This is a genomic window from Kitasatospora sp. NPDC127067 (assembly GCF_042724755.1).
In the GTDB taxonomy this organism is placed as follows: domain Bacteria; phylum Actinomycetota; class Actinomycetes; order Streptomycetales; family Streptomycetaceae; genus Kitasatospora; species Kitasatospora lactacystinica.
On sequence record NZ_JBHXEM010000062.1, the window covers coordinates 23,502 to 49,971 of the forward strand.

The window sequence follows — 26,470 nt, forward strand, 5'->3', positions numbered from 1 at the left end:
CCGGACCACGGGAGGGATGGCGCTGTCGCCCTCCCTCGCGCCGCGTCCGGCCGCCGAGGCAGCCAGACCGGAGACCGCGCGGACCGTCAACGGCCGGCCGGACGGCGCCGAGGGCACCGAATCCGCCCAGGGCGTCCAGGACGACCGGCAGGTGACGCCGGGGCAGCAGGCGCCCGCCTCGGTGCCGGCGCCCGCGCAGCCGCCCGTCCAGCGCTCCGGCGCGACCGTCGGGCCCGTCGCCGCAGGCGCCGCCGGGGCCGGGAAGACCGTCCAGGGCGGCCGCGGAGCCGGTTCCGCCCCGGCGGCCCGGACGCACCAGGGCGCCGCCGAGGAGCAGCCCGGTGCCGCCGGACGCGCCCGGCCGCGCGGCCGCGCGCCGCGCCGGCCCAGCGGGCGCGAGCGGCACGACGAGAAGATCACGGTGTACGTGTCCGCCGAGGAGCTCATGGACCTGGAGCACACCCGGCTGGTGCTGCGCGGTGAGCACGGCCTGGCCGTGGACCGCGGGCGGATCGTCCGGGAGGCCATCGCGGTCGTCCTGGCGGACCTGGAGCAGCGCGGCGAGGCCTCGATCCTGGTTCGGCGCCTGCGCGGCCGGTAGGCGGCGCGGAAGGGCGGCCGGCCGTTGGCGCCGGGCGTCGAGGGGGGCGGTTCGTACCGCCGGCTTCGTGGGGGCGGTTCGTACCGCCGGGTGTCGAGGGGCCGCGGGCCCGGCGTGGGGAGGCCGCCGGGCGGGTGGCGTGGCACCGCGGGCGCGCAAGCGCGCGGGCGTCGGAGGGGGCGCGGAGCGTCGGGAAGGCACCCAGGGGCGCGGGGTGGGGTCGGGGCGGGGTCCCGGCGCCCGAGGGCCGTGCCGGGCTCCGGAGGGGCGTTTCCGGGGATCCGGGGCCGGTCTACGGGTCGGCTGCCGCGCCGAGGGCCTCGTACGGGCCCGGGTGCGCCGGGCGGAGGCCTCGTGGAAGGCGGGCGGAAGGCCGGCGGAGGCTGGTCCGGGGCCCGGTGGAACGGCGTGTCGGTGGCCCCGGGGCGGGGCCGGGGGCGGGGCCGGGTGAAGATGGACCGTCATGCCCAGTACCGCCGAAACCGCTGAAGCCGCTGAAGCCTCCGGAACCTCCGAACCACCGGCCGCCACCGCCGCGAGCGCGACCGTCACTGCGGCTGCTGTGAGTGCGACCGCCACCGCCACTGCCATGAGCGCGGCCGAGAACGAGTCGCGGGGCGGCTTCCGGGTACGGCTGGACAACTTCGAGGGCCCCTTCGACCTGCTGCTCAGCCTGATCGCCAAGCACAAGCTGGACGTCACCGAGGTGGCGCTGGCCACCGTCACGGACGAGTTCATGGCGTACATCCGGGCGATGGGCCCGGACTGGGACCTGGACGCGGCGACCGAGTTCCTGGTGGTGGCCGCCACCCTGCTCGACCTCAAGGCGGCCCGGCTGCTGCCCGTGGCGGAGGTCGAGGACGAGGCGGACCTGGCCCTGCTGGAGGCCCGGGACCTGCTGTTCGCACGGCTGCTCCAGTACCGGGCGTACAAGCGGGCAGCCGCGCTGTTCGGCGAACGCTGGGCGGCCGAGCTGCTGCGCCGGCCCCGGAGCGCCGCCCTGGAGCCACGGCACGCGGAACTGCTGCCGGAGGTCGTCATCAGCGTCGGGCCCCAGCGGCTCGCCGAGCTGGCGGCCAAGGCGATGGCGCCCAGGCCCGCGCCGGTCGTCTACGTGGACCACATCCACACCCCGCCGGTGAGCGTGCGCGAGCAGGCCTCCCTGGTGGTGGGGCTGCTCACCGAGCTGGGCGAGGCCTCCTTCCAGCGGCTGGTCGAGGATGCGCCGGACGACCTGGTGGTGGTCGCCCGGTTCCTGGCGCTGCTGGAGCTGTACCGGGAGCGGGTGCTCGCCTTCGAGCAGCCGGAGGCGCTCGGCGAGCTGGTGGTGCGCTGGGTGGCCGAGGAGGGCCGGGTGGCGGTCGAGGTCACGGACGAGTTCGACCGGCCGGCGGGCGAGGGCGGCGAGGGCGAGGAGGGCGAGCGGCGATGAGCGGCGGGAACGAGGACGGGCGGCCGGTGCGGCGCCCGCTGGGGCTGCCCGGGCAGCCGCGGGCCGAGGAGTGGCTGGAACCGGCCTCCGAGCTGCTGCCGGAGCCGGTGGACCCGGTCCGGCCGGTGGAGCCCGCTCAGCGCGTGCAGCGCGCTGAGCGGGTCGAGCCGGTCGAGCCTGCGGCGCCGGTCGAGCGTGCGGCGCCGGTCGGGCTGGTGGAGTCGGGGGAGCGCGCCGGGCCGGTGGAGCCCGCGGTACCCGAGGGACCGGCGGGGGGTGGGGCGGTGGCGGAGGCCCGTCTCGTGCGTCAGAAGTCGGCCCAGCCGACTTCCGGTGCCGAGGGGGCCGCCGACGCCGGACTGAGGGCCGAGCTGGAGGCCGTCCTGATGGTCGTCGACGAGCCGGTGGCGGAGGAGCGGCTGGCAGGGGTGCTGGAGCGGCCCCGGGCCGAGGTGGCGGCCGCGCTGCGGGAGCTGTCCGTCGAGTACACGGCCCAGGGCCGCGGTTTCGACCTGCGGCTGGTCGCGGGCGGCTGGCGGTTCTACAGCCGGGACACCTGTTCCGCGGCCGTCGACCGCTTCCTCCTGGACGGCCAGCAGGCCCGGCTCAGCCAGGCCGCGCTGGAGACCCTGGCGGTGGTCGCCTACCGGCAGCCGGTGTCCAGATCGCGGGTTTCCGCCGTCCGCGGTGTGAACTGTGACGGCGTGATGCGTACCCTGGTACAGCGAGGACTGGTGGAAGAGGCCGGATCCGAGCCCGAAACAGGTGCGATCCTGTATCGGACGACGAACTACTTCCTGGAACGGATGGGGCTCCGCGGCCTGGACGAGCTGCCGGAGCTTGCTCCCTTCCTGCCCGAGGTCGACGACGTGGAAGCGGAGTCCCTGGAGGGCACGATGATCGCGGAGGCGGTCGCCGCCGCTGCCGCGCAGGCCGCGGACGGCAGTGGCGAGGCCGATCGGGCCGGGCCCGATCGGTAGGGGGCGGTGAGGTCGGCCGAAACGACCGCACATCCCAGACGGAACGACGTACGGACACTTTGATGCGTAGCAGTGGCAACGGCAGGAACAGCAGCGGCGGCGGGAGCGGTCGCGGCGGGCAGGGCGGGGGCCGGGGCGGCAGCTCCTATGGCGGCGGCGGCAGCAGCAGCAGCCGCGGCGGCGGCGGCTCGGGCGCGCGCGGGGGTTCGTACGGCGGCGGCGGTGGCCGCGGCGGCTCCGCTTCGGGGTCGGGCTCGCGCGGCGGCTCGTACGGTCGTGACGACCGGCGCGAGGGCCGCCGGGACGACCGGCGTGACGACCGCCGCTACCCGGACCGCCCGCTGCGGCCCGAGGAGCGCAAGTACGACCGCCCCGAGTACGGCGGCGGCCCCAACGCCACCCCGGCCCGCGGCGGCTACACCGGCCGGCGCCCCGGCCCGGCCCCGCGCCCGCGCCGTGAGGGCCAGGGCGCCCCGGGCGACCCGCGCCGTCAGCCGCAGCGCTCGCGCGAGCTGCAGGCCAAGATCGAGGACGCCGTCCTCGCCCGGCACGACAAGCCGGCCGTCAAGCTCCCCAAGACCTTCGGCGAGCCCGAGGGCGAGCGCCTGCAGAAGGTGCTGGCCCGGGCCGGCGTCGGCAGCCGCCGCGCCTGCGAGGAGCTGATCGAGCAGGGCCGGGTCGAGGTCAACGGCAAGCGCGTCACCGAGCAGGGCAAGCGGGTCGACCCCCAGAAGGACGAGATCAAGGTGGACGGCCTGACCGTCGCCACCCAGTCCTACCTGTTCTTCGCGCTGAACAAGCCGGCCGGCGTGGTCTCCACCATGGAGGACCCGGACGGCCGCCAGTGCCTGGGCGACTACGTGACCAACCGGGAGACCCGGCTGTTCCACGTCGGCCGCCTGGACACCGAGACCGAGGGCATCATCCTGCTCACCAACCACGGCGAGCTGGCCCACCGTCTCACCCACCCGCGCTACGGCGTGACCAAGACCTACCTGGCCGCGATCCAGGGCCCGATCCCGCGCGACCTGGGCAAGCAGCTGGCCCAGGGCGTGGAGCTGGAGGACGGCTACGCGCGCGCCGACAGCTTCAAGGTGATCTCCAACGTCGGCAAGAACTACCTGGTCGAGGTGACCCTGCACGAGGGCCGCAAGCACATCGTCCGCCGGATGCTGGCCGAGGCCGGCTTCCCGGTCGAGAAGCTGGTGCGCACCCACTTCGGCCCGATCGCCCTGGGCGACCAGAAGTCGGGCTGGCTGCGCCGTCTGACCAACCCGGAGGTCGGCCAGCTGATGCGCGAGGTCGGCCTGTAGGCCCGTCCCCGTCCGCTCTGCCGGAGCCCCCGGCCGCACCTGCTGCGGCCGGGGGCTCCGGCGTTCCCGGGGACCCCCGGTCCGGGGCGTGCGGGTGTCCATGTGCGGGTGTTCACGTGTGGGGTGTGTGCGGGCGGGCGCTGCGGACGTCCACGTTTCGGACGAGTGGTGTGAGCCGGGACGCAACCGCTGGTCACGGCCTTGTCAGCGTCATGATCCGTGGCCGAGGATGGCCACCGGCGCACCACGCCGCGGTGTGGCGGGACTGCGCCAGCACGGGGCGCGCGGGTCGGGGCGGGAACGAGCCAACGGGAACGGGCGAGCAGGGGGAGAGGGCGTCGTGTCCGATGCAGCACTGGGACGGGCCGGCGGACAGGCCCTCGGCGCGCTGGGACTGGCGGAGCCGGACGGGCAGGTCTACGCGGCACTGGTGGCCAACCCCCAGTCCACGGCGGAGGAGCTGGCGGAGAGCTGCGGGCTGACGTTCCAGCAGAGCGTGCGCGCACTGGACCGGTTGGCGCAGCAGGGCATGGCCACCCGGGCGCCGGTGGACCGGCACCGCTACCTGCCGGTCCCGCCGGACGTCGCGATCGGCACGCTGATCGGGCACCGGGAGTCGGAGCTCCGCTACGCCCGGGCCGAGATGCACCGGCTGATGGACGCCTTCCGGGAGGCCTCGCGGTACACCGACCCGGCGCACTCGGTGGAGGTGCTGACGGGCGGCGAGGCGATCGCCCAGCGGCTGGAGCACATCACCGAGACCAGCCAGTACCAGGTGCGCGGCTTCGACCGTCCGCCGTACATCCAGGACCCGGTGGCGCCGATGCCCCTGCAGCGGCGGCGGCTGCGCGAGGGCGTGAAGTTCCGGACGATCTACGACCGGGAGGCGGTGGCCTGGCCGGGGCGGCTGGAGAAGAACATCCTGGCCGGGGTCGAGGACGGCGAGGAGGCGCGGGTCCGGCCGGCGCTGCCGATGAAGATGATCATCTCGGACGACCGGATGGCCATCATCCCGATCAGCGTCGGTGACAGCGTGCTGGATGCCGCGTACGTGATCCACCCCTCGGCGCTGCTCCAGGCGCTGGACACGCTGTTCGAGGCGGAGTGGGAGCGGGCCGTGCGGTTGCAGGCGGAGGCCGGGTCGGAGGACGGTGCGTCGGGGCCGGAGGCCGACCACCGCAAGCTGCTGGGCCTGCTGGCGGCCGGGCTCACCGACGAGTCGATCGCCCGTTCGCTCGGCTGGAGCGCCCGGACCACCCAGCGCCGCCTCCAGAGCCTGATGCGCTCGCTGGGCGCCACCACCCGCTTCCAGGCCGGGATGGCGGCCAGGGAGCGGGGGTGGCTGTAGGGAATGTTGTGACAATTCTTGGTGTCGTGACGGCGCGACGGTCCGTGGAGTCGTGGCCATCCGCATTGTTATGACATTTCGCGTGTTCCGCGTGCTCCGCGTGCTCCATGTGTTCCTTGTGTTCCGCGGGAACGGCGGGGAGCGGGGGAGCTGCCGGCTCCTCGGAACCGCGTGAACCCCGGGAATTGCGTGAACCCCCAGAGCGGCGTGAACCCCGAGACTCGCGTGAACCCCGGGAATTGTCATAACTTTCCCCGGTCGTGCCCCGTCAGCTCCAGGGGCTGAGCGCGGCCCAGCGGCCGTCCGGGCCGCGCTCGACCTTCTCCAGGCCGACCACGGCGGTGCGGTTCAGCCGCCCGTAGATGTGCGGGAACAGCACACCGGGGGTGGCCCCCGGTGGCGGGGCGCCGTTCGGCGCCTCCCACTTCACCATCGGCTCCACCAGCGATTCCTCGATCAGCAGCACCATCAGCGGTTCGGGGGTGTCGGCGAAGAAGGCGTTGGCCACCGCGAGCGCCGTCTGTTCGTCCGCCGAGCAATGGATGAACCCGTCGGTGAGCAGCGACGCGGTGGCGTACGGGCGGCCGGGGTCGGCCAGCCAGTCGTCCAGGGGAGCAAGGTGGAGGATCATGCTTCCTTTTCTACCCGTTGTCTCCGGTTTGGTCCTGAGCGGCCGTCATCGGCACGGCGGTGTCCGCCGTGCCGACCGCAGCGGTCAGAGTCCGGCCACCTTGGCGGACGCGGACACCTCGTACACCAGGGTGAGGGTGCGCCGGGCGCCCGGGGCGAGCGGGACGTCCCAGCGGACGATGCCCTCGGTGTCGAAGGAATCCGGCGCCGGGGCGCACTCCTCCTTGCGCAGCCGTACCTCGACCGCCGACACCTCGCTGACCGGAACCCGCTCGCGCACCGTGACGATCCGCTCGTCGCGCTCCTCCGGGCCGGAGAAGCGGGACAGGTGCAGTCGGACCGTCCGGGTGGTGGTCTGGCGGCCGGTGAGGCCGGCGGTGGCCTGGCGCTCCTCGGCCTCCCGGACCACCCGGTAGCCGTCCGAGCTGCCGAAGGACAGTTCGGCCTCGGCGCCGGCGGCGGTGAAGCGGAGCTCGCCGCGGCCGGTGAAGCCGCTGCCGCGGACCAGCTCGACCGGGCCGGACAGCAGCGGGTGCCCGGCCGTGTTGCGGAACCGGACCACCTGGGTGACCAGCGGGGACAGTTCCGGGGCGCAGGCGTACTCGCTGCTCGCCGGCCCGGTGAAGGCGCCCAGCGGCACCCGGTGGGCGCGGCCGTCGGAGGGCACGGTCGCGGGGGCGGGGGCGGGCAGCACCCGGACCTCGCCGCCGTCGTCCACGCCCGGAACCCTGGAGTCCGCGCCCAGGGTGGCGACCGCCTCCTCGCGCAGCTCGACCTCGACCGTGCGGCGCTCCTCGTCGGTGCGTTCGCGCAGCACCAGGACGTCCTCGGCGACCGCGGGCGGGGCGGTGGCGAGGGCGGAGCGAGCGGTGGAGAAGGTGAGCCGGGCGTTCGTCCAGTCCTCGCCGGTGCGCTGCCAGACCACCGCCTCCGACTCCAGGCGCAGGTCGGTGCCGTCCAGGGTCGCCCGGTAGGAGGGTCGCCACAGCGCACAGGGCACCAGGTGGGAGACGGTCAGCTCGGCGGGGCCGGGCCGCGCCGCCTCGACGGTGAGCTCCAGGTGGGCGGTCAGCTCGGCCGGGTCCTCCTCCGCCCGGTCCAGCGCGATCAGGGCCTGTGAGCGCTCCTGCTCCAGGCGGCGCAGCCGGGAGTGGGTGGCGCGCAGGTCCTCGCCGTAGCGCTCGCGTTCGGTGTCCACCCGGCCGAGCTCCCGGGCCCAGCGGTTGGGTTCGAGCTCGCCGAGGCCGGCGCCTTCGCCGATCTCGCGCAGCAGGTCGGCGGAGAGCTGGGCGAGCAGTGCCAGGCGGGCCTCCAACCGGGCCCGGGTCTGGTCGGCCAGCCGCGTCTCGGCGTCCAGCCGGTGCAGCCGGTGGCGCAGTTCGGAGTCCTCCGGGCCGGGCGGCAGCGGGGCGCGCGGGGTCCAGTCGCGCACCAGCCGGGCGTCCAGCACCCGGACGCCGTCGGTGGCGGATTCGGCGCGCAGGGTGCGGTCGACGGCGAGGGCGGTGAGCGGGCCGAGGCGCAGCCGCTGCACGCCCGCGGCGAGCCCGACCGTCGTGGTGCGCTCGACCTGGCTGCGGTCCTCCAGGCAGGTCACGGCGGTGACGGGGAGGGGAAGGGTCTCGACGGTCATCGCTCAGTTCCTCCGGTTTCCGCCGACGATGGCCTTTCCGGCCGGGATCTTGATCAGGTAGCCGCCGTCCAGCTCGGTGCGCCCGCCCGGCGGCAGGTCGACGCGCCAGAGCCGGGTGCTGGGCGGGCAGTCCGGTGCGGAGACGGTCGGGGCGTGCCAGTCGGCCCGCTCCTCGATCCGGATCTCGGCGTCGGAGGTGACCGGCACCCGCTCGCGGACCTCCACCGTGACGGCGCGTGCGAGCCGGTTCGCCAGCCGGACGTGCACCCGGTGGTCGAGGACGGTGCTGTTGCCCTTCAGCATGCCGGTGGTGGACTCGTGCAGCTCGGTGCGGCGCGCCACCTCGATGCTCTCGGCGACGCCGATGCCCAGCCGCCGGGTGCCGCCGGGCGCCAGGGTGGGCAGGGCGGCGGTGAGCAGGAACTCGTCGTCCACGGTGACCTCGGCCGGGCCGGCCAGGACGGCCTGGTCGGTGCGGTTGGCGAGCACCAGGGTCGCGTACACCTTCTCCTCGACGGCGGGGACGGTGACGTACTCGGGTCGGACGGCGAGGGGGATCTCGCCGACGGTGACGGTGTGCCAGGTGCCGTCGGACGGGATGTCGGCGGGGGCGGCGGCGTCGAAGCGGTGGTCGAAGGAGCCGGCCGACTCGCGGGGCGGGACGGCGTGCCGGGGCAGGGCGAGGGTGCGCAGCTGCGCGGTACCGCTGCCGCCGGGCAGGGGCCAGGCCTGCTCCTCGCGCTCGATCCGTTCGGGGCGGGCGTGCAGGGTGCCGCGCCGGGCGGGGGGCTCCTCCGGGCCGGCCAGGACGAGGTCGGGGTAGTCGAGCAGAGTGGCGTCCGGGGCGAGGCCGGGCGGAGGCGGCGGTGGGGCGGCGTGGCCGACGCGGCGGCGGGCCTCCCCGGGCGGGAGGCCGCCCGGAGCCTGCGGCAGTGGTGCGTAGGCGGCGACCGGGGCCGGGGACAGGAGCGGCGGCGGGGCGCCGTAGCCGGCGAAGCCACCAGGGCCGCCCGGGGGCGGGGGCATCGGCTCGTCGGCGCTCAGCAGGCCACCGCCGTACGGGCCGGCCGCGGGGGCGATCTGCTCGTCGGCCCCGAAGGCCTCGGCCCGGGGACCGCCCGGACGTGCGCCGCTGAGACGGGCCGAGCGGGCGGCAGGGGCGGCGGAGACGGGCGTCGGGGTGGAGGTGACGATCGGGCGGGATGCGGTGTGGTGGGGTCGGTGGTGCGGGGCGGGGCGGTCGGCGTCGGCCGCGTCGTAGCCGGTGAAGAGGTCGGTCAGGCCGGCCGGGGGCTCGCGCCAGCCGGAGGGCGGCGGGGCGGGCTGGCTGCGTCCGATCCGCAGCGAGGCGAGCCGGGGCAGGTCGGTGCGGCGGTCGAGGTCGGCGGTGGACAGGGCGAGGCGCACGCCCGTCCAGTCCTCGCCGGTGCGCTGGGCGATGGCGGCGCGCAGGACCAGGTGGGCGGTGTCGGAGCCGGTCCGGTAGGACAACCGGTAGGCGGGCACCCAGCGGGCGGCGGGGACGCCGTACTCCAGTTCCAGTTCCAGGTCGAGGTGGTCACCGTCGGGGGCGGTGTCCTCGGTGACGCCGGGAGTGGTGAGGGCGGCGGTGCCCGCGGTGGCGCCGGGGGCAGTGCCGGGCGTGGTGCCGGGAGCGGTGAGAGTGAGCAGGACGGTGGTGCTGGTGCCGATCGGCTCGGCCCGGTCGGCGGGGGACGCCCGTTCCAGCCGGTCGGCGGCCAAGTCGAGCTCGTGATCGGCGAGTTCCAGCTCCCGGGTGAGCTGCTCGGCGCGTTCCTGGAGCCGGGCCAGCCGCTCGTCGACGAAGTCGGCGAGCTCCAGCCACGCGTCGGCGGGCGTGCGGCGCAGCGGCTCGTCGCGTCGGCGCTGCGGCGGGACGGCGCGCAGTGCGGCGGTCTCGGCGATCGAGGCCAGGACCAGCCGGTGGCGCTCGGCGAGCGCGCTGCGGCGCTCGGTGGCCTCGTCCAGCGCCCGCTTCAGGTCCGGGAGTTCATCCGGCTCGCGGAGTTCGGCGAGCAGTTCCAGCCGGGCCTCGGTGACGGCGGTGCCGGCCGGTCCGGAGAGCACCCGGGCGCGCAGCGAGCGGCCGTCCAGGGCGGCGGGCAGACCGGTCAGCCGCAGCCGTCCCCCGGGCGGGACCGGGACGGTGGCCCGTCGGCGGCACACCGCGCCTTCGGCGTACACCACGACGGAGTCCAGGACCGACGGGTGGGCCGGTACGGTCGGCGGTTTCGACTGCCCGCTCCGGCCGTTGTGCTGATCGTCCATGCGCAACCCCTTCGTTCGCGTGTTCCCCGAGGTGTTCCCCCGCCGCGTGGCGTCGGCGGTGCGGTGCTCGGCGGTGCGGTGCTCGTCGTGCGGTGCTTGTTGTGCGGTGCTCGTCGTGCGGTGTTCGTCCTGCGGTGCTCGTTGTGCCGTGCGGGCCTCCGGCTCGCCCGCCTGCCTGCCCTGTTCGCCTCTGCTTGCTGTTCTGACTGTCCTGAACTGTTCTGCTGCCGGTCCGTTTCTTCTGCGTTGCCCAGGTTCCGTGCAGCCCGCGCCTTCCTCCGGGCGGCCAGTCTGCCCCGCTTCGGGGCGGGCGTCGCAGGATTTCCGGGTCCGACGTGCGCACTGTGTGGGACGGGGGCGGGTCCGTGGCGGTTGCCGGTGCCGGAAGCTGCCGGGGCTGCCGTTCGGGTTGCCGGGCAGTGGGTGGGGACTTCGGCGGGGTGGATGAGGGAGGATGGGGCGCGGGTGCTCCCGAACGGTCCCGGCACCTGTCGAGATTCGTGATGAGGAGAGCGACCCGCCATGCGCACTGCCGTCGTCGTCGGCACCGGACTGATCGGCACCTCCGCCGCGCTCGCGCTGACCGCTCGCGGGCTGACCGTCCATCTGGAGGACGCCGACCCGGACGCGGCCCGTACCGCCGAGTCGCTCGGCGCGGGCATCACCGACCCGGTCGACGGCCCGGTGGACCTGGCGATCATCGCCGTCCCGCCCGCGCTGGTCGGCAAGGTGCTCGCCGACTGCCAGCGCCGCAACCTGGCGCACTGGTACACCGACGTCGCCAGCGTGAAGGCCGGCCCGAGCGGCGAGATCGCCGAGCTCGGCTGCGACACCGTCCACTACATCGGTAGTCACCCGATGGCCGGCCGTGAGAGGTCCGGCCCGCTGGCCGCCCGCGCCGACATCTTCGAGGGCCGCCCCTGGGTGCTCACCCCGACCGCGGACACCGACACCGAGACGCTCAACGCCGCGCTGGAGCTGGTCGCGCTCTGCGGCGCGGTGCCGATCGTGATGGACGCCGCCGAGCACGACCGGGCGGTCGCCCTGGTCTCGCACGCCCCGCAGCTGGTCTCCTCGCTGGTCGCGGCCCGGTTGGAGAACGCCGACGAGACCGCCATAAGGCTGTCCGGTCAGGGCGTGCGCGACGTCACCAGGATCGCCGCCTCCAACCCCGGCATGTGGGTCGACATCCTCTCCGCCAACGCGGGCGCGGTCGCCGACGTCCTGGAGGGGGTCGCCCGCGACCTCGCCGAGACGGTCACCGCGCTGCGTGCCATGGAAGCCGTCGAGGAGGACGAGCGCCAGGCGGGAGCGGCCGGGATCGAGGCCGTCATGCGGCGCGGCAACACCGGTCAGGCCCGGATCCCCGGCAAGCACGGGGCGCCGCCCACCCGGTACGAGACCGTGGCGGTCGTGCTGGGCGACCAGCCGGGCGAGCTGGGCCGGCTGTTCGGGGAGGTCGGCGACGCCGGGGTCAACATCGAGGACGTCGTCATCGAGCACTCGACCGGGCAGCAGGTCGGCTTCGTCCAGCTGTCGGTCGCGCCGACGGCGGTGAAGCGGCTGACCAAGGCGCTGCGGGCGAGCGGCTGGAGCGTCCGGGACTGACGTTCCCCGGCGAGCGGCCCGGCCTGTGCCCGGTGTACCGGGAGTACCTGGTGCACCAGGTACACGGGGTACCGGTGTACCGGCATGCTGGGAGTTCGACTGGTCCGAGTCGACCGGTCGGTATCGATTAGTCTTTACCGACCAATCCGTGTCGACTGGCCGAGGTCGACCGGGTCACGCCGCCCGGTTCGTCTCGACCGCCCGGTCCGTCTCGACCGGTCGGGCCGGACAGCGGCGGAGAGTGTCACGGCGGCGGTCCATTAACCTTGAGGGAGACAATCCCCGGCCGTCCGCCTGCCCAGGCTCCGGCTCCCATGCTTCGAGAGAGGTTCGCCCCGTGGACACTGCCGACCGAGCGCACGCCCCGGTCGTCGTCGCCATCGACGGACCCTCCGGCTCCGGCAAGTCGACCGTCTCGCGGGCGGTCGCCGCCCGGCTGGGCCTGAGCTTCCTGGACACCGGCGCCATGTACCGGGCGATGACCTGGTGGATGCTGGCCAACGAGGTCGACGTCGACGACCCGGAGGCGGTGGCCGTCGCGTGCGGCAAGCCGGTGATCGTCTCGGGCACCGACGCCGACGGCCCCACCATCACGGTGGACGGCCAGGACGTGTCGGGCCCGATCCGCGGCCCCGAGGTGACCGCCAAGGTCAGCGCCGTGTCCGCGGTCCCCGCCGTACGGTCCCGGCTGGTGGAGCTGCAGCGCGGCTGCGCCGAGGTCGCCGAGCGCGGCATCGTCGCCGAGGGCCGGGACATGGGCACCGTGGTGTTCCCGGACGCCACCGTCAAGGTCTTCCTGACCGCCTCCGAGCAGGCCCGGGCCGCGCGCCGGGCGGCCGAGCTGCGCGCCAAGGGCGTGGAGGAGGCGACCATCACCGCGATGGCCGCCGACCTCGCCCGCCGCGACGCCGCCGACTCCTCCCGGAAGACGGCCCCGCTGGCCCAGGCCGCGGACGCGGTCCTGGTCGACACCAGCGACCTCACCCTGGAGCAGGTGATCGACCGGATCGCCGGGCTGGTGGAGGAGCGGGCCGGACTGTCCGCGGTCTGACCGGCGGCCGCCGGTCCGATCGGGACCGGTCCGAGCACGCTCGGGCCGACCAACGACCGAAGTGAACCGCGGGCCGTCGAGGTGCCGCGGAGACAACCATCGCGCTGCCCCGAGCGGGGCAGGTACGCACGGCACGCCCCTGGGAAGGGCCGGGCCGGGAAACGGAACAGACGAACATGACCGCAGAGCACGCCGCCACCGGCCACGGTGAGCTGGACGCCGCCGACTACGCCGAGTTCATGGCACTCGCCGCCGAAGAGGGCTTCGACCTCGACGGCTTCGACGCCGTGGACGGTGCCGAGCACGTCCGACTGCCGGTGCTGGCCGTCGTCGGCCGCCCGAATGTCGGCAAGTCGACCCTGGTGAACCGCATCATCGGCCGCCGCGAGGCCGTCGTCGAGGACAAGCCGGGCGTCACCCGCGACCGGGTCACCTACGAGGCCAGCTGGAACGGCCGCCGCTTCAAGGTGGTCGACACCGGCGGCTGGGAGATCGACGTCCTCGGCATCGACGCCATGGTGGCCGCCCAGGCCGAGCTGGGCATCGAGCAGGCCGACGCTGTGCTGTTCGTGGTGGACGCCACCGTCGGTGCCACCGACACCGACGAGGCCCTGATCAAGCTCATCCGCCGGGCGGGCAAGCCGACCGTCCTGTGCGCCAACAAGGTCGACGGCCCCTCCACCGAGGCCGAGGCCGCCTACCTCTGGTCGCTCGGCCTGGGCGAGCCGTTCCCGGTCTCGGCCCTGCACGGCCGCGGCTCCGGCGACCTGCTGGACGCCGTCATGGACGCGCTGCCCGAGGCCCCGCCGCAGACCTTCGGCGACGCCGCCCCCGGCGGCCCGCGCCGCATCGCGCTGATCGGCCGGCCCAACGTCGGCAAGTCCAGCCTGCTGAACAAGGTCGCCGGCGAGGAGCGCGTCGTCGTCAACGAGCTGGCCGGCACCACCCGTGACCCGGTCGACGAGATGATCGAGCTCGGCGGCAAGACCTGGAAGTTCGTGGACACCGCCGGCATCCGCCGCCGGGTCCACCTGACCGCCGGCGCCGACTTCTACGCCTCGCTGCGCACCTCCTCCGCGCTGGAGAAGGCCGAGGTCGCGGTCGTCCTGATCGACGCCAGCGAGACCCTCGCCGAGCAGGACACCCGGATCATCTCGATGGCCGTCGAGGCCGGGCGCGCCGTCGTCATCGCCTACAACAAGTGGGACCAGCTGGACGAGGAGCGCCGCTACTACCTGGAGCGCGAGATCGAGCGCGACCTCGTCCAGGTGCAGTGGGCCCCGCGGGTCAACGTCTCGGCCAAGACCGGTCGGCACATGGAGAAGCTCGTCCCGGCGGTCGAGAGCGCGCTGGAGGGCTGGGAGACCCGCATCCCGACCGCGCGCCTGAACGCCTTCCTCGGCGAGCTGGTCGCCGCCCACCCGCACCCGATCCGCGGCGGCAAGCAGCCGCGCATCCTGTTCGGCACCCAGGCCGGCATCCGTCCGCCGCGCTTCGTGCTGTTCTCCTCGGGCTTCCTGGAGGCCGGTTACCGGCGCTTCATCGAGCGCCGCCTGCGTGAGGAGTTCGGGTTCGTGGGGACGCCGATCTCGATCTCGGTGCGGGTCCGGGAGAAGCGAAAGAAGAAGTAGTAGCAGGTAGAAGGAGTGGTCGGTCCGCCGACCGACGGCCGGAGGGCCTCGCCGCAGTGGTGGCGGGGCCCTCCGGCGTTTTCGGGGCGCGGGGCGGGGGCGTCAGCGGTGGTCGACCGTGGGACCAGGGGGCAGCGAGAGCATTTGGCGGTGGCGGCCGCCGGTGGACCGGGTGGGGGCGAGGCCGGAGACCGTACCCATCACCGGGGAGGGCGCGGGCGGTGCCGGGGGCTGGGGCGCGGGGACCGGCATCGACGTGGGGTGCGGGGACGAGCCCAGGTAGCCGGTCGCGACCCAGCCCTGGCCGTTGGTGAACTGGGCGGTGGGGAGGGCGGGTTGCTCCTGGGCCGGGGCTGCGGTGGCGTGGCCCGGGCCGTCGCCGGCGGGTGTGGGGGTGGTGGGCTCGGGTTGGCCGCCGGAGTGGCTGCCGGGGTGGCCGTGGTGACGGCCGGTGGTGAGGCTTGCGGCGTGGGTGCCGGTGTGGCCGCCGACGTGGCTTCCTGCGGTGTGCGCGCCGTTGTGATCACCGGTGTGACTTCCGTGGTGACTGCCGGTGTGGGTATTGGCGTGGGCGCCGGTGTGGGTGCCGCTGTGAGCGCCGCCGTGGCCGTGCTGCTGGGCACCGGCATGGCCGTGCTGGTGGCCGCCGGTCGGCCCGGACCCGTGGTGCTGGGAGCTCGGCATGAACTGGGGGAGGCCCGGCGTCTGGCCCGCGAGGGTGTGGAAGGCCTGCTGCTGGGGCGGGTACGGGCGCTGCTCACCGAGCACCGGGTAGCCGTCGCGGACCGCGAAGCCGGTGAACTTCAGGTCCTCCTCCCCCGAGCGGTCGCCGGGCAGGGCACGGAAGAGGCGCCGGTACTCGGAGTACAGCTCGTCGTAGATCGGCGTGGCGGAGTGCGGGTGCTCGGCGTCGTACGACGGGCGCATGCCCGGGATCGAGCGCGAGGCGGTGGCGGACCGGCCGGGGGCTGCGGAGACGTCGTAGCTGTACACGTAGGAGCCAACGAGTGAGAGGGGCGGGGGGATGCGGGGCGCCGGGGTGTGGGTGCGCCCACACCCCGGAGCGTGAAGGGGGAGAGCGCGCCGGGCGGAGTACGGGGGCGCCGGGGTACGGGGCGGGCGGTGCGCCGGGGTGTTGGGCGTATCGGGGAATTGGGCGTACCGGGGCGTTGGGGCGCTGGGCGCGCGCCCGCCCGCCGGAAGACGGCCACGGGGGAGGAGGCCGCATTCCGGCGGGTACGGGGCGGGACCGGGCGGGACGGGGCGCCGGGACGGATCAGGTGCCGGCGAGCGGGAGGGAGGCGGCGACCACCTGGCCCAGCGCCACCGCCCGCTCCAGCGCCTGGCGCAGCAGGTCCTCGCGGGGCTGGCGTCCGACCATGCCGGCCGGCACGGCGTACATCGTCACCTCGGACAGCTGGTTCGCGGCCATCCGCCAGGCGTCGGTGACCTGGAGCGGCTGGTGCGCCTGCCACCAGCCGGTGCTGCCGCCGGCCGCGGCGGGCTGGAGGACCGCGTGCAGCTTGCCCATCGCGACCAGGACGGACCAGCCGGGCAGCTGGTCCGGGGTCTCGTCCAGGTCGGTGACGGGCTGGAAGCCGGCGTCGTGGAGCAGGTCGAGGAACTCGTCCTCGCCCGAGGTGCTGCCGGGGCGGCCGACCGGCCCGGTCGGCTCGACCACCAGCGAGGCGTGCCCGACCTTGCCGTGCAGCACCAGCCCGCAGGTGATGCCGAGGATGGCGGCCTGGCCGGCCGCGGCCGGCGGGGTCGGGGCGGGTCCGCCGGGCGCGGCCGGGGCCGGTGCCGGGGCGGGGACTGGTGCGGGGGCGCCCGGCGCGGCGGCGGGGACGGCCAGGTCCGGGCCGCCGGGCTGGGACTGGCTGATGCTGCGGACGGCGCCGGCCAGCTGCTCCTCGGAGACCGGGACCACCTGGGAAGGGATGCAGCGGGCGTGCGCGAAGGCGAGGACGGCGGTCTCCTCGCCGACGAACAGCACGGTGCTGGTGGGCTCCACGTGCGTGTCGCCGGGGGTCCGGCAGGAGGTGCACTCGTAGCTGTCGGGGGCGCGGTCACCGCCCAGCAGCCGGTCGGCCTCGTCGTCGCCGATCTCGGACCGGACCTCGTCGCTGACGTCGAGCATGCGCGGCACAGGGTCTCCTCGGATGGGTGCGGATGGGGGTTCGGGGCGGACACAGGGAGGTCGCCATGCCCAACGGGCCCTTGTGTCAGGCGTCACGGGTGCCCGTCGAGGCTGACGGGAATTGCGTCTGATCCGACCGCGTGGCGTGTTCCCGTGGTCGCAATCTGTCGATGTCAGTGCCGGGACTGCCGGAATCAAACAGTGAGGTGGGTCACGCCGCACGGATGTTTGATCTAGGAATCAATGGCCAAAGCGGACATTTCGGTCACGATTGCATGGTCGTTACCATCGGTAACCCCCGGCTGAGCTGGGCAAATCGTTGAAGTTTTGGCTTCCTCGTCGACCGGCTCGTAGCTTCTTGGTCGGCGCAACGAGCGCCACCCGGGTTCACCCCCGACGCACAGCCCCCCGGTCCGCCGGGTGCGGCAGGTGCCCGCCGACGCGATCGCTCGAACAGGTCGTCGGCGAGCGGCTGGGTGGCCGGGGCGGCAGCGGCACGTCCGACACGTGCACGGCCGTCCGACGGACGCGGCAAGCGAACGAGGCCCCTTCCAGGGCCTGGTTCCGCATGTCCGCCCGGGGCTGTCGAGAGGAACCCCATGACCTTCCGTAACGAGACCGCCGCTGCCACCACCTCCACCGTCACCAAGCGCAACCGCGTTCGGATGGCGGTCGTGGCGGGCGCCGCTGTCGCGGCCCTGCCGGTGGCCGGCCTCGTCACGGCCACCTCGGCCTCCGCCGCCTCCGTCTCCACGTGGGACGCCGTCGCCCAGTGCGAGAGCGGCGGCAACTGGGCCATCAACACCGGCAACGGTTTCTACGGCGGTCTGCAGTTCACCTCCAGCACCTGGGCCGCCTTCGGTGGCACCGCCTACGCCCCGCAGGCCAACCAGGCCACCAAGGCGCAGCAGATCGCTGTCGCCGAGAAGGTCCTCGCCTCGCAGGGCCCGGGCGCCTGGCCCGTCTGCTCCGTCAAGGCCGGTCTGACCAAGGGCGGCGCCCCGGCCGCCGTCGACACCTCGGCGGGCTCCACCTCCGGCTCGACCGCCGCCAAGCCGGCGCAGGCCCCGAAGGCCGCCGCCAAGCCGGCCGAGGCCCCGAAGGCCGCCCCCAAGGCCCAGGCCGCGCCGAAGACCGACGCCGTCGCGCCGAAGGCTGCCGCCCCGAAGGCCGAGGCCCAGAAGTCCGCGCCGAAGGCCGACCAGGGCGCCAAGTCCTGGAACCGCTCGAACGACGCCAAGCCGGCCGCCAAGGGCGACTACACCGTCAAGGCCGGTGACACCCTGAGCTCCATCGCCGCCGCGCAGGGCCTGGACTGGCACGACCTGTACCAGAACAACGCCAAGGTCATCGGTGGCAACCCGGACCTGATCCTCCCGGGCCAGACCCTCAGCATCTGAGGTCCCACCGAGCGCTGAGGTCCCGTGCGCAGCCGGCATCGGCTGCGGGGCTTCACGGCGCCGATGCCCGACCGGGCGGCGATGCGCCGACCTGTCGAGGTGCTGACGAACTGATGTACCAACGTGCCGACGTACGGACATCAGGACGTTAGGGACGTGCTGACGTACCGATGTACGGATGTACCGACGTACGGATGTGCTGACGTACCGATGTGTCGATGTGCACGGCTTCCACGGCCGCTTCTCCGTCGCGCGGGTTCTTCCCGCCGACCGGGGGAGCGGCCGTCGGCGTTCGTGGGCCGGCGCGGTGCGGGAGGATGGTGGGGTGATCCAGGGTGAGCTGTTCGGCGACCCGGGTGGGTGCCCGGACGGGCGCGAGCGCTCCGAACCGGCCCCCGGCGCCGTCCTGCTGCCCGGCTGGCTGGACCTCGGCGCTCAGCAGCGCCTGGTCGCCGCCTGCCGGGAGTGGGCCCGCCCGCCGGCCGGCCTGCACGCCGTGCGGATGCCCACCGGCGGGATGATGTCCGTCCGGATGGTGAGCCTCGGCCTGCACTGGTACCCGTACGGGTACCGGCGGGTCGCCGAGGACGGTGCGCCCGTCAAGCCGTTCCCGCCGCTGCTCGGGGAGCTGGCCCGCAGGGCCGTCGCCGAGGCGTACGGGGCCGCGCTGGGGGAGATCGCGGGCGCGGCGTCGTACGAGCCGGACATCGCGATCGTCAACCACTACGCGCAGGGCGCGAAGATGGGGCTCCACCAGGACCGCGACGAGCGGGCGGACGCGCCGGTGGTCTCGTTCTCGCTGGGCGACGGCTGCGTCTTCCGGCTCGGGAACGTCGAGACCAGGACCCGTCCGTGGACCGACCTGGAACTGCGCAGCGGGGACCTGCTGGTGTTCGGCGGTCCGGCCCGGTTCGCGTACCACGGGGTGGTGCGGACGCTGCCGGGGACGGCCGATCCGGCGCTGGGGTTGGTCGGGCGGCTCAACATCACGGTCCGGGAGTCGGGTCTGGGGGAGTAGCCCCGAGAGACGGGGCCGTCGCTCGTCTACTCGTTCGAGTGAACCGGGGGTTCCGGACTGCTGCGCGGGAATGACCCGGGTCGCCGGAGAATTCGAGTGAGCTGGAGAATGCATTCGGAGTCCGGAGAGGAAGCGTGCGCATGGGTACCCCCGTCGACGACCTGGTCGATCTGCTCGACCTTGAGCAGATCGAACTCAACATCTTTCGTGGGCGCAGTCCCGAGGAGGCGCTGCAACGGACGTTCGGCGGCCAGGTCGCCGGGCAGGCACTGGTCGCGGCAGGGCGCACGGTGGACGACGCGCGCCCGGTCCACTCGCTGCACGCCTACTTCCTGCGCCCCGGGGTCCCCGGCGTGCCGATCGTCTACCAGGTCGACCGGATCCGCGACGGCCGCTCCTTCACCACCCGCCGGGTGCTCGGCATCCAGGGCGGCCGGTCGATCTTCGCGCTCACCGCCGACTTCCACAGACCCGAGGAGGGCGGCATCGAGCACCAGTACCCGATGCCGGCCGTGGCCGCCCCCGAGGACCTGCCCAGCGCCCTGGACGAGGTCGGGTCCCGGCTCGGCGAGCTGCCCCCGTTCATCAGCCGCCGCCAGCCCTTCGACATCCGCTACGTCGACCGGCTGCGCTGGACCGAGGAGGAGCTGGAGGGCGTCGAGGCGCGCAGCGGCGTCTGGCTGCGCACCAACGGCCGACTGCCGGACGACCCGCTGATCCACGTCTGCGCCCTCACCTACGCCAGCGACATGACGCTGCTGGACGCCGTCCGCGCCCCGGTCGAGCCGCTGTGGGGCGACCGGAACTTCGACATGGCCTCGCTCGACCACGCGATGTGGTTCCACCAGCCGTTCCGGACGGACGACTGGCTGCTGTACCAGCAGGAGTCCCCCATCGCGCACGGCGCGCGCGGCCTCGCGCGCGGACAGATCTTCGACCGGCACGGCCGACTGGTGGTGTCCGTGATGCAGGAGGGACTGTTCCGTCCGCTGAAGCGCCGCGACGGGTAGGTGACCGGTAGGCGATGTGTGCGGCCGGTTCCGTGCCCCGTGTTGTACCGCGTGTCGGCGCGTTGCCGCCGTGTTGCGGTTCCGGCGGTTCCGGGCCGACGGGAATGATCCGTCCGAGCGGACGGTGTTGTGGATGACCGAGAGGGGCGGCCCGAACGGCGGGCCGTCCGCGAACCGACCGGGAGGGTGGACCGATGACGGCGACAGCCGCGGAGGACTGGAAGCACTGGAGCGACGGCCGGGCGGCGTCGGTGAGCGCGGAGCACGGCCAGCTCGCACTCACCGGCACGCACTGGCTGGAGCCCGAGCCGGCCGAGATCCCCGGCCTGCCCGGGCACTGGTGGGCCGACGCCGAGGGCGTGCGGGTCCGGGCCGCGGCCTCCGACGGCATCACGGTCGACGGCGCCGGCGCACCCGTGGACGGCGAGGTGCTGCTCCGCCCGGACAGCGACCCGGCCGCCGACACCGCCACCCTGGGCGCCCTGCTGCTCGTCCCGATCGAGCGCGAGGGCGAGCTGGCCCTGCGGGTCTTCGACCCGGCCGCACCCCGCCGGGTCGCGTTCGCCGGCATCTCCGCCTACCCGTACGCGCCCGAGTGGGCCGTGCCCGCCGTCTTCACCCCGTTCGAGGACGACGACGCACGGTCGGTCGTCGTCCCGAACGCCGACGGCCGGGAACGCCCGCTGGCCGTCTCCGGGCAGATCGCCTTCACCGTGGCGGGCGAGCACCGCACCCTGACCGTCAGCGGGTCGGGCGAGCGGCTCAGCGGCGTGATCGCCGACGCGACCAGCGGCATCGACACCTACCGCTTCCGTTTCATCACCCTGCCGGCGCCCGACGCCGAGGGCCGCACCGTCCTCGACCTCAACCGGGCCTACCTGCCGCCGTGCGCCTTCTCGGACCACTTCATCTGCCCCTTCCCGCCGCCGGGCAACCGGCTGGACTTCGCGGTGGAGGCGGGGGAGAGGCAGGTGCTGAGCCGGTAGCGGCCCGGGCGGGGCGAGGCCGGGCTGCGGTTCGGCTCGGGCGGGCCCTGGCACGGGCCCCGGTGGGAGACCGTCCGGGGGCGGAGCGGAGCATGGGGGACTATGTCGAACAATCAACATTCCACGCCGTCCCCGTCGTCGTCCCGGTCCTCGTCGCCCGCCCCGTCCACCTCGCACGGCTCGGCCCCCTCGGCGTCCGCGCCCTCCCCGGCCCCCTCCACCTCCTCGCACTCCGCCGCCGAGTCAGAACCCGATCCCGGGCCGGGAGGCGGACCCGGGCCGGGACCGGCGGCCGGCTCACCCTGGTACCGGCGGGCGTTCGCCGACCTCAGCCCGCTGCGCGACCACCCCGACTACCGCCGGGTCTGGGCCGGGCAGGCCATCTCCTCCATAGGCCAGCAGATGACGGCCGTCGCCGTCTCCGTCCAGGTCTACGAACTGACCGGCTCCGCCTTCGCGACCGGCCTGGTCGGCATCTTCTCCCTCGTCCCGCTGGTCGCCTTCGGCCTCTACGGCGGCGCGATCGCCGACACCGTCGACCGTCGCAGGCTGGGCCTGATCGGCTCGGCCGGCCTGGCCGTCGTCTCCGCCGCCCTGGCCGCGCAGGCACTGGCCGGCCTCGGGCTGGTCGCCGTCCTGTACGCCGCCGTCGCCGCCCAGGCCGGGTTCTTCGCGATCAGCTCGCCCGCCCGGTCCGCGATGATCCCCCGCCTGGTGCCCAGCCACCAACTCCCGGCGGCGAACGCCCTGAACACCGTCAGCATGAACCTCGGCCTCACCGTCGGCCCGATGCTCGGCGGCGTCCTCATCGGCACCTACGGCGCCCAGGCCGCCTATCTGATCGACACCGTCGCCTTCACCGGCACCCTCTACGCGATGTGGCGCCTGCCCGCCATGCGGCCGCTCGGCGAGCGCAAGGGCCGCGCCTCCGTCCTCGACGGCCTCCGCTTCCTGCGCGACCAGCCCAACCTGCGAACCAGCTTCCTCGCCGACCTGGCCGCCATGGTCTTCGGCATGCCGCGCGCCCTCTTCCCGGCCATCGCGGTCACCTTCTACGGCGGCGACGCCGGCACCGTCGGCCTGCTGGTCTCCGCCCCGGCTGTCGGCGCCCTGATCGGCGCGCTCTTCTCCGGCTGGGTCGGCCGCGTGCACCGCCAGGGCGCCGCCATCCTCGCTGCCGTCGCCGCCTGGGGCCTGGCCATCGCGGCCTTCGGCGCCCTCCACAACCTCTGGCTCGGCCTCCTGCTGCTCGCGGTCGCCGGCTGCGCCGACACCGTCAGCATGATCTTCCGCAACACGATGATGCAGGTCGCGGCCCCGGACGAGATGCGCGGCCGCCTCCAGGGCATCTTCATCGTGGTCGTGGCCGGCGGCCCCCGCCTCGGCGACTTCGAGTCCGGCACCGTCGCCGCCCTCACCAACCCCGCCACCTCCGTGATCACCGGCGGCCTCGCCTGCGTCGCCGCCGTCCTCCTCCTCGCCGCCCGCCGCCCCGCCTTCCTCACCTACGACGCCCGCCACCCCACCCCCTGACCCACCCACCCCCAAACCTGGCAGCGAGCACCCCCCGACGTGCTGTATTGTTTTCCACGTCGCCGGGACAACCGGAGACAAGGTCGAGAAGCCCACAGCAGAGCCCCCCAGGCCCCGCTGCAGGCGCCGAGACCACGGGACGTGGCGCAGCTTGGTAGCGCACTTGACTGGGGGTCAAGGGGTCGCAGGTTCAAATCCTGTCGTCCCGACCAGCGTTTTCGCAGGTCGTAGGCCGTTTCCACCGGAAGGTGGGGGCGGCCTTTTTGTTGTGTCGTCATCTGGTGGTCGCAGTGTGGTCCCGCCGGGTCGAATTGGTCGACTTTTGGCGACGGCGTATCGGCTTTTGTGCCTGGCGGGTGGTCAGCCGCGGTGTGTGCGGGTTGCGGGGGATTCGGGTGGCGTGGTGGCCGTACAGGGCGGTGTGGTCGGCCTTGTCGAGGGCGTGGTTGATGGCGTCGACGGCTTCGCGGACGGCATGGATGGTCAGGTAGTGGTAGACGTCCACGGTGGTCGAGAAGGTGGAGTGCCGCAGCGTCTTGGAGACGATCGGCAGCGGCACGTGTTCGTCCATGGCCAGGGCGCAGGCGAGGTGGCGCAGGTCGTGGACGCCGATGACGGGGACGCCGGCTTCGCGGCAGAGGCGGTGGAAGCGGCGCAGGACGTAGGAGGGGTGGAGCGGGCGGCCGTGGCGGTGGAAGACCAGGCCGTGTCCGGGGGCGGGGTTGGGGCCGCGGAAGGTGTCGGGGGCGAGGCGGTTGGCGATCGCGGCGGTTGCGCGGTCCGATAGGGCGACCCAGCTGCGGCTGGAGCGGGTCTTGGGTTCGGTGAAGACGAGTTCGTTGTTGTCGATGGCCGAGAGCGTCCAGCGGATGTACATGAAGCGCTTGTCGAGGTAGGCGTCGTCCTCGTGGAGGGCCAGGGCCTCGCCCTTGCGGATGCCGGAGCCGATGAGGAGTTCGGCGAGGTCGGCGATCAGGGGGTCGGCGCCGTGGGCGTAGCGCAGGAACGTGGCCGCGTGGTCGACGGTCCATTCGATGCGGTCGGCGCGGCGGGGGCGGCGGATGACCAGGGGGCGGGCGACGTTGTGGCGCAGGCGGCCGGCTTGGACAGCGTCGCCGAGTGCGCTGGAGAGCGTGCACAGCATGCGGTGGACGGTGACCCGGCCGCGGCCGTGGGCGAGCTGGTCGTCGGCGAAGGCGCGGATGTGGGGCCTGCGGAAGTCGTCGAGGAGGATGGTGCGGAAGGCGGGGATGAGGTCGTCGTAGACGTACCTGCGGTAGTGGGAGGCGGTGGTGGGCTTCAGCTCGGTCTGTTTGGCGTGGAACCAGTCGTCGAGGTAGTCGGCGACGCTCTGGTCGGGGTCGCGGGCGATGCCGGTGCGCTCGCCGTCGAGGTATCGCTGCAGGGCCTTCTTCGCGGCCTTCTTCTTGAGGTAGCCGCCGCGGCGGATGGTGTGGCGCTTGCCGTCGAGCGTGGTGTGGCTGTCGACGGCGAAGGTCCAGGTGCCGTGGTGGGGGTCGGTGGCGAGGTGGGGGCAGCGGGCGCCGAGCTGTTTGCGGTGCTGGTCGCGGCAGCCGCACCGGCGGTAGACGCGGCCCCGTCTGGCGGAGGAGCGCATGGTGATCACTTCATGGGCAGTGGTGGTTGTACGGGTCCTTCCAGTCTCGTCCCGTGTGGGTGAACCACGGCGGGCGGCGGGACCACCGTGCGACCACCAGGGGTCCTCCGGCCCTCTGGCCTGGGGAGATCCCTTGACCTGCGCTCAAATCACCCGGGGCTCCCTCAAGCGACTCGCGGCCTTGTGGATCACGGCCGACGCCCCGCCGTCCGTGCGTGTCGTTACTGACGGCGACTGGATGGGTGCCCTGGGGTGCGGAGTGGTCAGGGTATGGCGTCGGCGGGTGGCTCGGCTCGGCAGGGGCTGCGAGTGCTTTCCGGGGTGCTCTGAGTTTATCGAATTCCTTCGGAGACCGGCGGGAATGGGAGCGCCTATTCCCGCTCGTGAGGCCGCTTGGCCCGCTTCGGCGGGTGGTGGAATTTCGGCCGCTTTCCGAGGGTGCGGAATTCCCCGTCCTGATTGAGCGTCAGGCATGCGAGTTAAGATGATTACTCTGAGTAGTATCGGCCTGGGTGTGGGCGCGGGTGCCGACCGCCCGGAGTGTGCGTTCGGCAGTCCACGGGTCGAGTGCTGTCACTCGGGGTCGCCAAAGATAGCGGGTGGCCCGAGCCCTGGATGTCACCATGAGTGAGGGTCTATCAGGAATTAGGTGTGGTTCGTCTGATTGGCTTACAGGTTCTTCGGTGGGCTGATCGGCCTACACTCGTCCGGCGGTAAGGCGGCCGTCGAAGAGCAGGTCGAACTCGTTCAAGGCGGACTTCCAGCGGTTGTTCCAGCGTTGACGGCCGCGGCCGGTCGGGTCCAGGGCGAGGGTGGCCAGGTAGAGGCGTTTGAGGGCGGCGGTCTCGTTCGGGAAGTGGCCGCATGCCTGGGCGGCCCGCCGGTAGCGGGCGTTCAGGCTCTCGATCGCGTTGGTGGTGTAGACGACCTGGCGGATGGCGTCCGGGAAGCCGAGGAAGGGCACGAACTCGTTCCAGGCCCGCTCCCAGATTCCTGTGATCGACGGGTAGCGGCTGTTCCATTTCCCGCCGAACTCGGTCAGGCGTTGGCGGGCCTGGGCTTCGTTGACCGCGGTGTAGACGGGCTTGAGGTCGCGGGCGACCTCGGCCCAGTCCCGGCGGGAGGTGTAGCGCAGGCTTCCTGATCAAGTGGACGATGCAGGTCTGCACGACAGTCTGGGGCCAGACGGCGTTGACGGCGTCGGGCAGGGCGGTCAGGCCGTCGCAGACCAGCATCAGGATGTCCTTCACGCCCCGGTTGCGGATCTCGGTCAGCACGGTCTGCCAGTACTTCGCGCCCTCGCCGCCGTCGCCGGCCCACAGGCCCAGGATCTCCCGGTAGCCGTCGCAGGTGACCGCGACGGCGACGTAGACGGGCCGGTTGGCCACGTGCCCGTCACGGATGCGGACGTGCACGGCGTCGATGAAGACCACCGGGTAGACCGGGTCCAGGGGCCGGGTTCGCCATTCGGCCATCGACTCCAGGGCCTTGTCAGTGATCGTGGAGACGGTCTCCTTGGTAGTCGTCATCCCGTACACCTCGGCCAGGTGGGCGACGATCTCACCGGAGGTCAGGCCCTTCGCCGTCAGCGACAGCACAAGGTCGTCCAGCGCGCCGGTGCGGCGGGCGTATTTCGGCAGCAGCCCGGGGCTGAAGGTGCCCAGCCGGTCCCTGGGCACCTGTACCGTCACTGGCCCGACCTCGGTCATGACCTTCTTACTCCGGTAGCCGTTGCGGGTGTTGCCGCCCGAACGCGACCCGCGTCCGCCGGCCCGGCCCGCCTCGGCGGCCAGGTGCCGGTCCATCTCGGCCTCCAGCGCGGCCTGCATGAGGTGCTGGGCCAGTTCGGGCAGGATCCCGCCCTCGCCCATCAGCCGCAGCCCGCCGGCGGCGACCTTCTCGGCCGCCAACGCGGACAGCTCGTCGAGCAACTCGTAGGACAGGCCGTTCGGCGATTCTGGCATCGACTTCACGTCGGCACCTTCGACGCCCTCGCCGGCCCCGGCAAGCGACACGCCGCCCGCAGTCTCGATCAGGTGATCCGTCATCGTGCTCATCAGGTGACTCCTTCGGGGAGGAAGACACCTAATTCATGACACTCCCCCCGAACTCGGCCGGGCCATGGCCTACTCAGTAGCCCAAATGAGATGTCTTCTTAGACCGTGTCCTATGTGGTGGTGGCTCGTTGATCGGGACATGGGGCGGGGTACGTGGAGTTGGATTGTTCCGGACGGGTTGTGGGAGATCGC

At 73.5% G+C, this 26,470-nt stretch carries 19 protein-coding genes, 1 tRNA gene and 1 pseudogene; 14 read left to right on the forward strand and 7 right to left on the reverse strand.

The annotated features are described in order from the left end of the window. Positions 1–16 precede the first annotated feature (16 nt). From ACFWJ4_RS23900 to ACFWJ4_RS23920, 5 genes are all read left to right on the forward strand, one after another. The gene (locus ACFWJ4_RS23900) at positions 17–601 is read left to right on the forward strand and encodes a hypothetical protein (RefSeq protein ID WP_380546817.1); all 585 of its coding nucleotides are present in this window, start codon (positions 17–19) and stop codon (positions 599–601) included. A 589-nt stretch (positions 602–1,190) separates the two neighbouring features. After that, positions 1,191–2,033 carry a segregation and condensation protein A gene (locus tag ACFWJ4_RS23905; RefSeq protein ID WP_380546819.1) on the forward strand — a complete coding sequence of 281 codons (843 nt, stop codon included), beginning with the start codon at positions 1,191–1,193 and terminating at the stop codon, positions 2,031–2,033. 386 nt (positions 2,034–2,419) lie between these two features. Further along, positions 2,420–3,013 carry an SMC-Scp complex subunit ScpB gene (locus tag ACFWJ4_RS23910; protein WP_380546848.1) on the forward strand — a complete coding sequence of 198 codons (594 nt, stop codon included), beginning with the start codon at positions 2,420–2,422 and terminating at the stop codon, positions 3,011–3,013. Between the two features lie 62 nt (positions 3,014–3,075). Continuing rightward, positions 3,076–4,326, forward strand: a complete 1,251-nt coding sequence (locus ACFWJ4_RS23915) for a pseudouridine synthase (protein ID WP_380546821.1) — start codon at positions 3,076–3,078, stop codon at positions 4,324–4,326. Between the two features lie 340 nt (positions 4,327–4,666). After that, complete coding sequence (locus ACFWJ4_RS23920) at positions 4,667–5,674, forward strand: helix-turn-helix domain-containing protein (protein WP_380546823.1); 1,008 nt, start codon at positions 4,667–4,669, stop codon at positions 5,672–5,674. A 268-nt stretch (positions 5,675–5,942) separates the two neighbouring features. Here the strand turns inward: ACFWJ4_RS23920 and ACFWJ4_RS23925 are convergent, their stop codons facing one another. The 3 genes from ACFWJ4_RS23925 to ACFWJ4_RS23935 all read right to left on the reverse strand — a co-directional run bounded on the left by ACFWJ4_RS23925 (position 5,943) and on the right by ACFWJ4_RS23935 (position 10,226). Then, entirely contained in the window at positions 5,943–6,305 is a 363-nt protein-coding gene (locus tag ACFWJ4_RS23925; protein WP_359899209.1) for a DUF952 domain-containing protein, read from the reverse strand. Positions 6,306–6,389: 84 nt separating this feature from the next. After that, the gene (locus ACFWJ4_RS23930; RefSeq protein WP_380546825.1) at positions 6,390–7,937 is read right to left on the reverse strand and encodes a mucoidy inhibitor MuiA family protein; all 1,548 of its coding nucleotides are present in this window, start codon (positions 7,935–7,937) and stop codon (positions 6,390–6,392) included. 3 nt (positions 7,938–7,940) lie between these two features. Next, positions 7,941–10,226 (reverse strand): DUF4139 domain-containing protein, encoded by a 2,286-nt coding sequence (locus tag ACFWJ4_RS23935; protein WP_380546827.1) that lies wholly within the window; start codon positions 10,224–10,226, stop codon positions 7,941–7,943. 522 nt (positions 10,227–10,748) lie between these two features. Here ACFWJ4_RS23935 and ACFWJ4_RS23940 point away from each other — a divergent pair. The 3 genes from ACFWJ4_RS23940 (at position 10,749) to der (ending at position 14,516) form a co-directional block, all read left to right on the forward strand. Next, positions 10,749–11,834, forward strand: coding sequence for a prephenate dehydrogenase (locus ACFWJ4_RS23940; RefSeq protein WP_380546829.1), 1,086 nt, complete (start codon positions 10,749–10,751; stop codon positions 11,832–11,834). A 337-nt stretch (positions 11,835–12,171) separates the two neighbouring features. Continuing rightward, positions 12,172–12,885: a (d)CMP kinase gene (cmk, locus tag ACFWJ4_RS23945; RefSeq protein ID WP_359899216.1), complete on the forward strand. Its 714-nt coding sequence runs from the start codon at positions 12,172–12,174 to the stop codon at positions 12,883–12,885. 176 nt (positions 12,886–13,061) lie between these two features. Next, positions 13,062–14,516, forward strand: a complete 1,455-nt coding sequence (gene der, locus ACFWJ4_RS23950) for a ribosome biogenesis GTPase Der (RefSeq protein ID WP_380546831.1) — start codon at positions 13,062–13,064, stop codon at positions 14,514–14,516. Between the two features lie 102 nt (positions 14,517–14,618). Here the strand turns inward: der and ACFWJ4_RS23955 are convergent, their stop codons facing one another. Both ACFWJ4_RS23955 and ACFWJ4_RS23960 read right to left on the reverse strand, forming a co-directional pair. Next, positions 14,619–15,509 (reverse strand): hypothetical protein, encoded by an 891-nt coding sequence (locus tag ACFWJ4_RS23955; protein WP_380546833.1) that lies wholly within the window; start codon positions 15,507–15,509, stop codon positions 14,619–14,621. A gap of 283 nt (positions 15,510–15,792) precedes the next feature. After that, a complete protein-coding gene (locus ACFWJ4_RS23960; RefSeq protein ID WP_380546835.1) occupies positions 15,793–16,665 on the reverse strand; it encodes a hypothetical protein in 873 nt (290 codons plus the stop codon). A gap of 590 nt (positions 16,666–17,255) precedes the next feature. Here ACFWJ4_RS23960 and ACFWJ4_RS23965 point away from each other — a divergent pair. The 6 genes from ACFWJ4_RS23965 (at position 17,256) to ACFWJ4_RS23990 (ending at position 22,815) form a co-directional block, all read left to right on the forward strand. Next, on the forward strand, positions 17,256–18,056 hold the full coding sequence (locus ACFWJ4_RS23965; RefSeq protein WP_380546836.1) for a transglycosylase family protein: 801 nt from the start codon (positions 17,256–17,258) through the stop codon (positions 18,054–18,056). A 328-nt stretch (positions 18,057–18,384) separates the two neighbouring features. Next, positions 18,385–19,074: an alpha-ketoglutarate-dependent dioxygenase AlkB family protein gene (locus tag ACFWJ4_RS23970; RefSeq protein ID WP_380546850.1), complete on the forward strand. Its 690-nt coding sequence runs from the start codon at positions 18,385–18,387 to the stop codon at positions 19,072–19,074. A gap of 140 nt (positions 19,075–19,214) precedes the next feature. Next, positions 19,215–20,084 carry an acyl-CoA thioesterase gene (locus ACFWJ4_RS23975; RefSeq protein ID WP_380348121.1) on the forward strand — a complete coding sequence of 290 codons (870 nt, stop codon included), beginning with the start codon at positions 19,215–19,217 and terminating at the stop codon, positions 20,082–20,084. A 194-nt stretch (positions 20,085–20,278) separates the two neighbouring features. After that, positions 20,279–21,070 carry a DUF1684 domain-containing protein gene (locus tag ACFWJ4_RS23980; RefSeq protein ID WP_380546838.1) on the forward strand — a complete coding sequence of 264 codons (792 nt, stop codon included), beginning with the start codon at positions 20,279–20,281 and terminating at the stop codon, positions 21,068–21,070. A gap of 102 nt (positions 21,071–21,172) precedes the next feature. Next, complete coding sequence (locus ACFWJ4_RS23985) at positions 21,173–22,603, forward strand: MFS transporter (RefSeq protein ID WP_380546840.1); 1,431 nt, start codon at positions 21,173–21,175, stop codon at positions 22,601–22,603. Between the two features lie 135 nt (positions 22,604–22,738). Beyond that, positions 22,739–22,815 (forward strand) — tRNA-Pro (locus ACFWJ4_RS23990). Between the two features lie 62 nt (positions 22,816–22,877). On the opposite strand, the gene ACFWJ4_RS23995 is transcribed toward ACFWJ4_RS23990, so the two are convergent. Both ACFWJ4_RS23995 and ACFWJ4_RS24000 read right to left on the reverse strand, forming a co-directional pair. Continuing rightward, a complete protein-coding gene (locus ACFWJ4_RS23995) occupies positions 22,878–24,221 on the reverse strand; it encodes a tyrosine-type recombinase/integrase (protein ID WP_380546842.1) in 1,344 nt (447 codons plus the stop codon). A gap of 697 nt (positions 24,222–24,918) precedes the next feature. Further along, positions 24,919–26,254: pseudogene (locus ACFWJ4_RS24000) on the reverse strand (IS256 family transposase). Positions 26,255–26,470 lie beyond the last annotated feature (216 nt).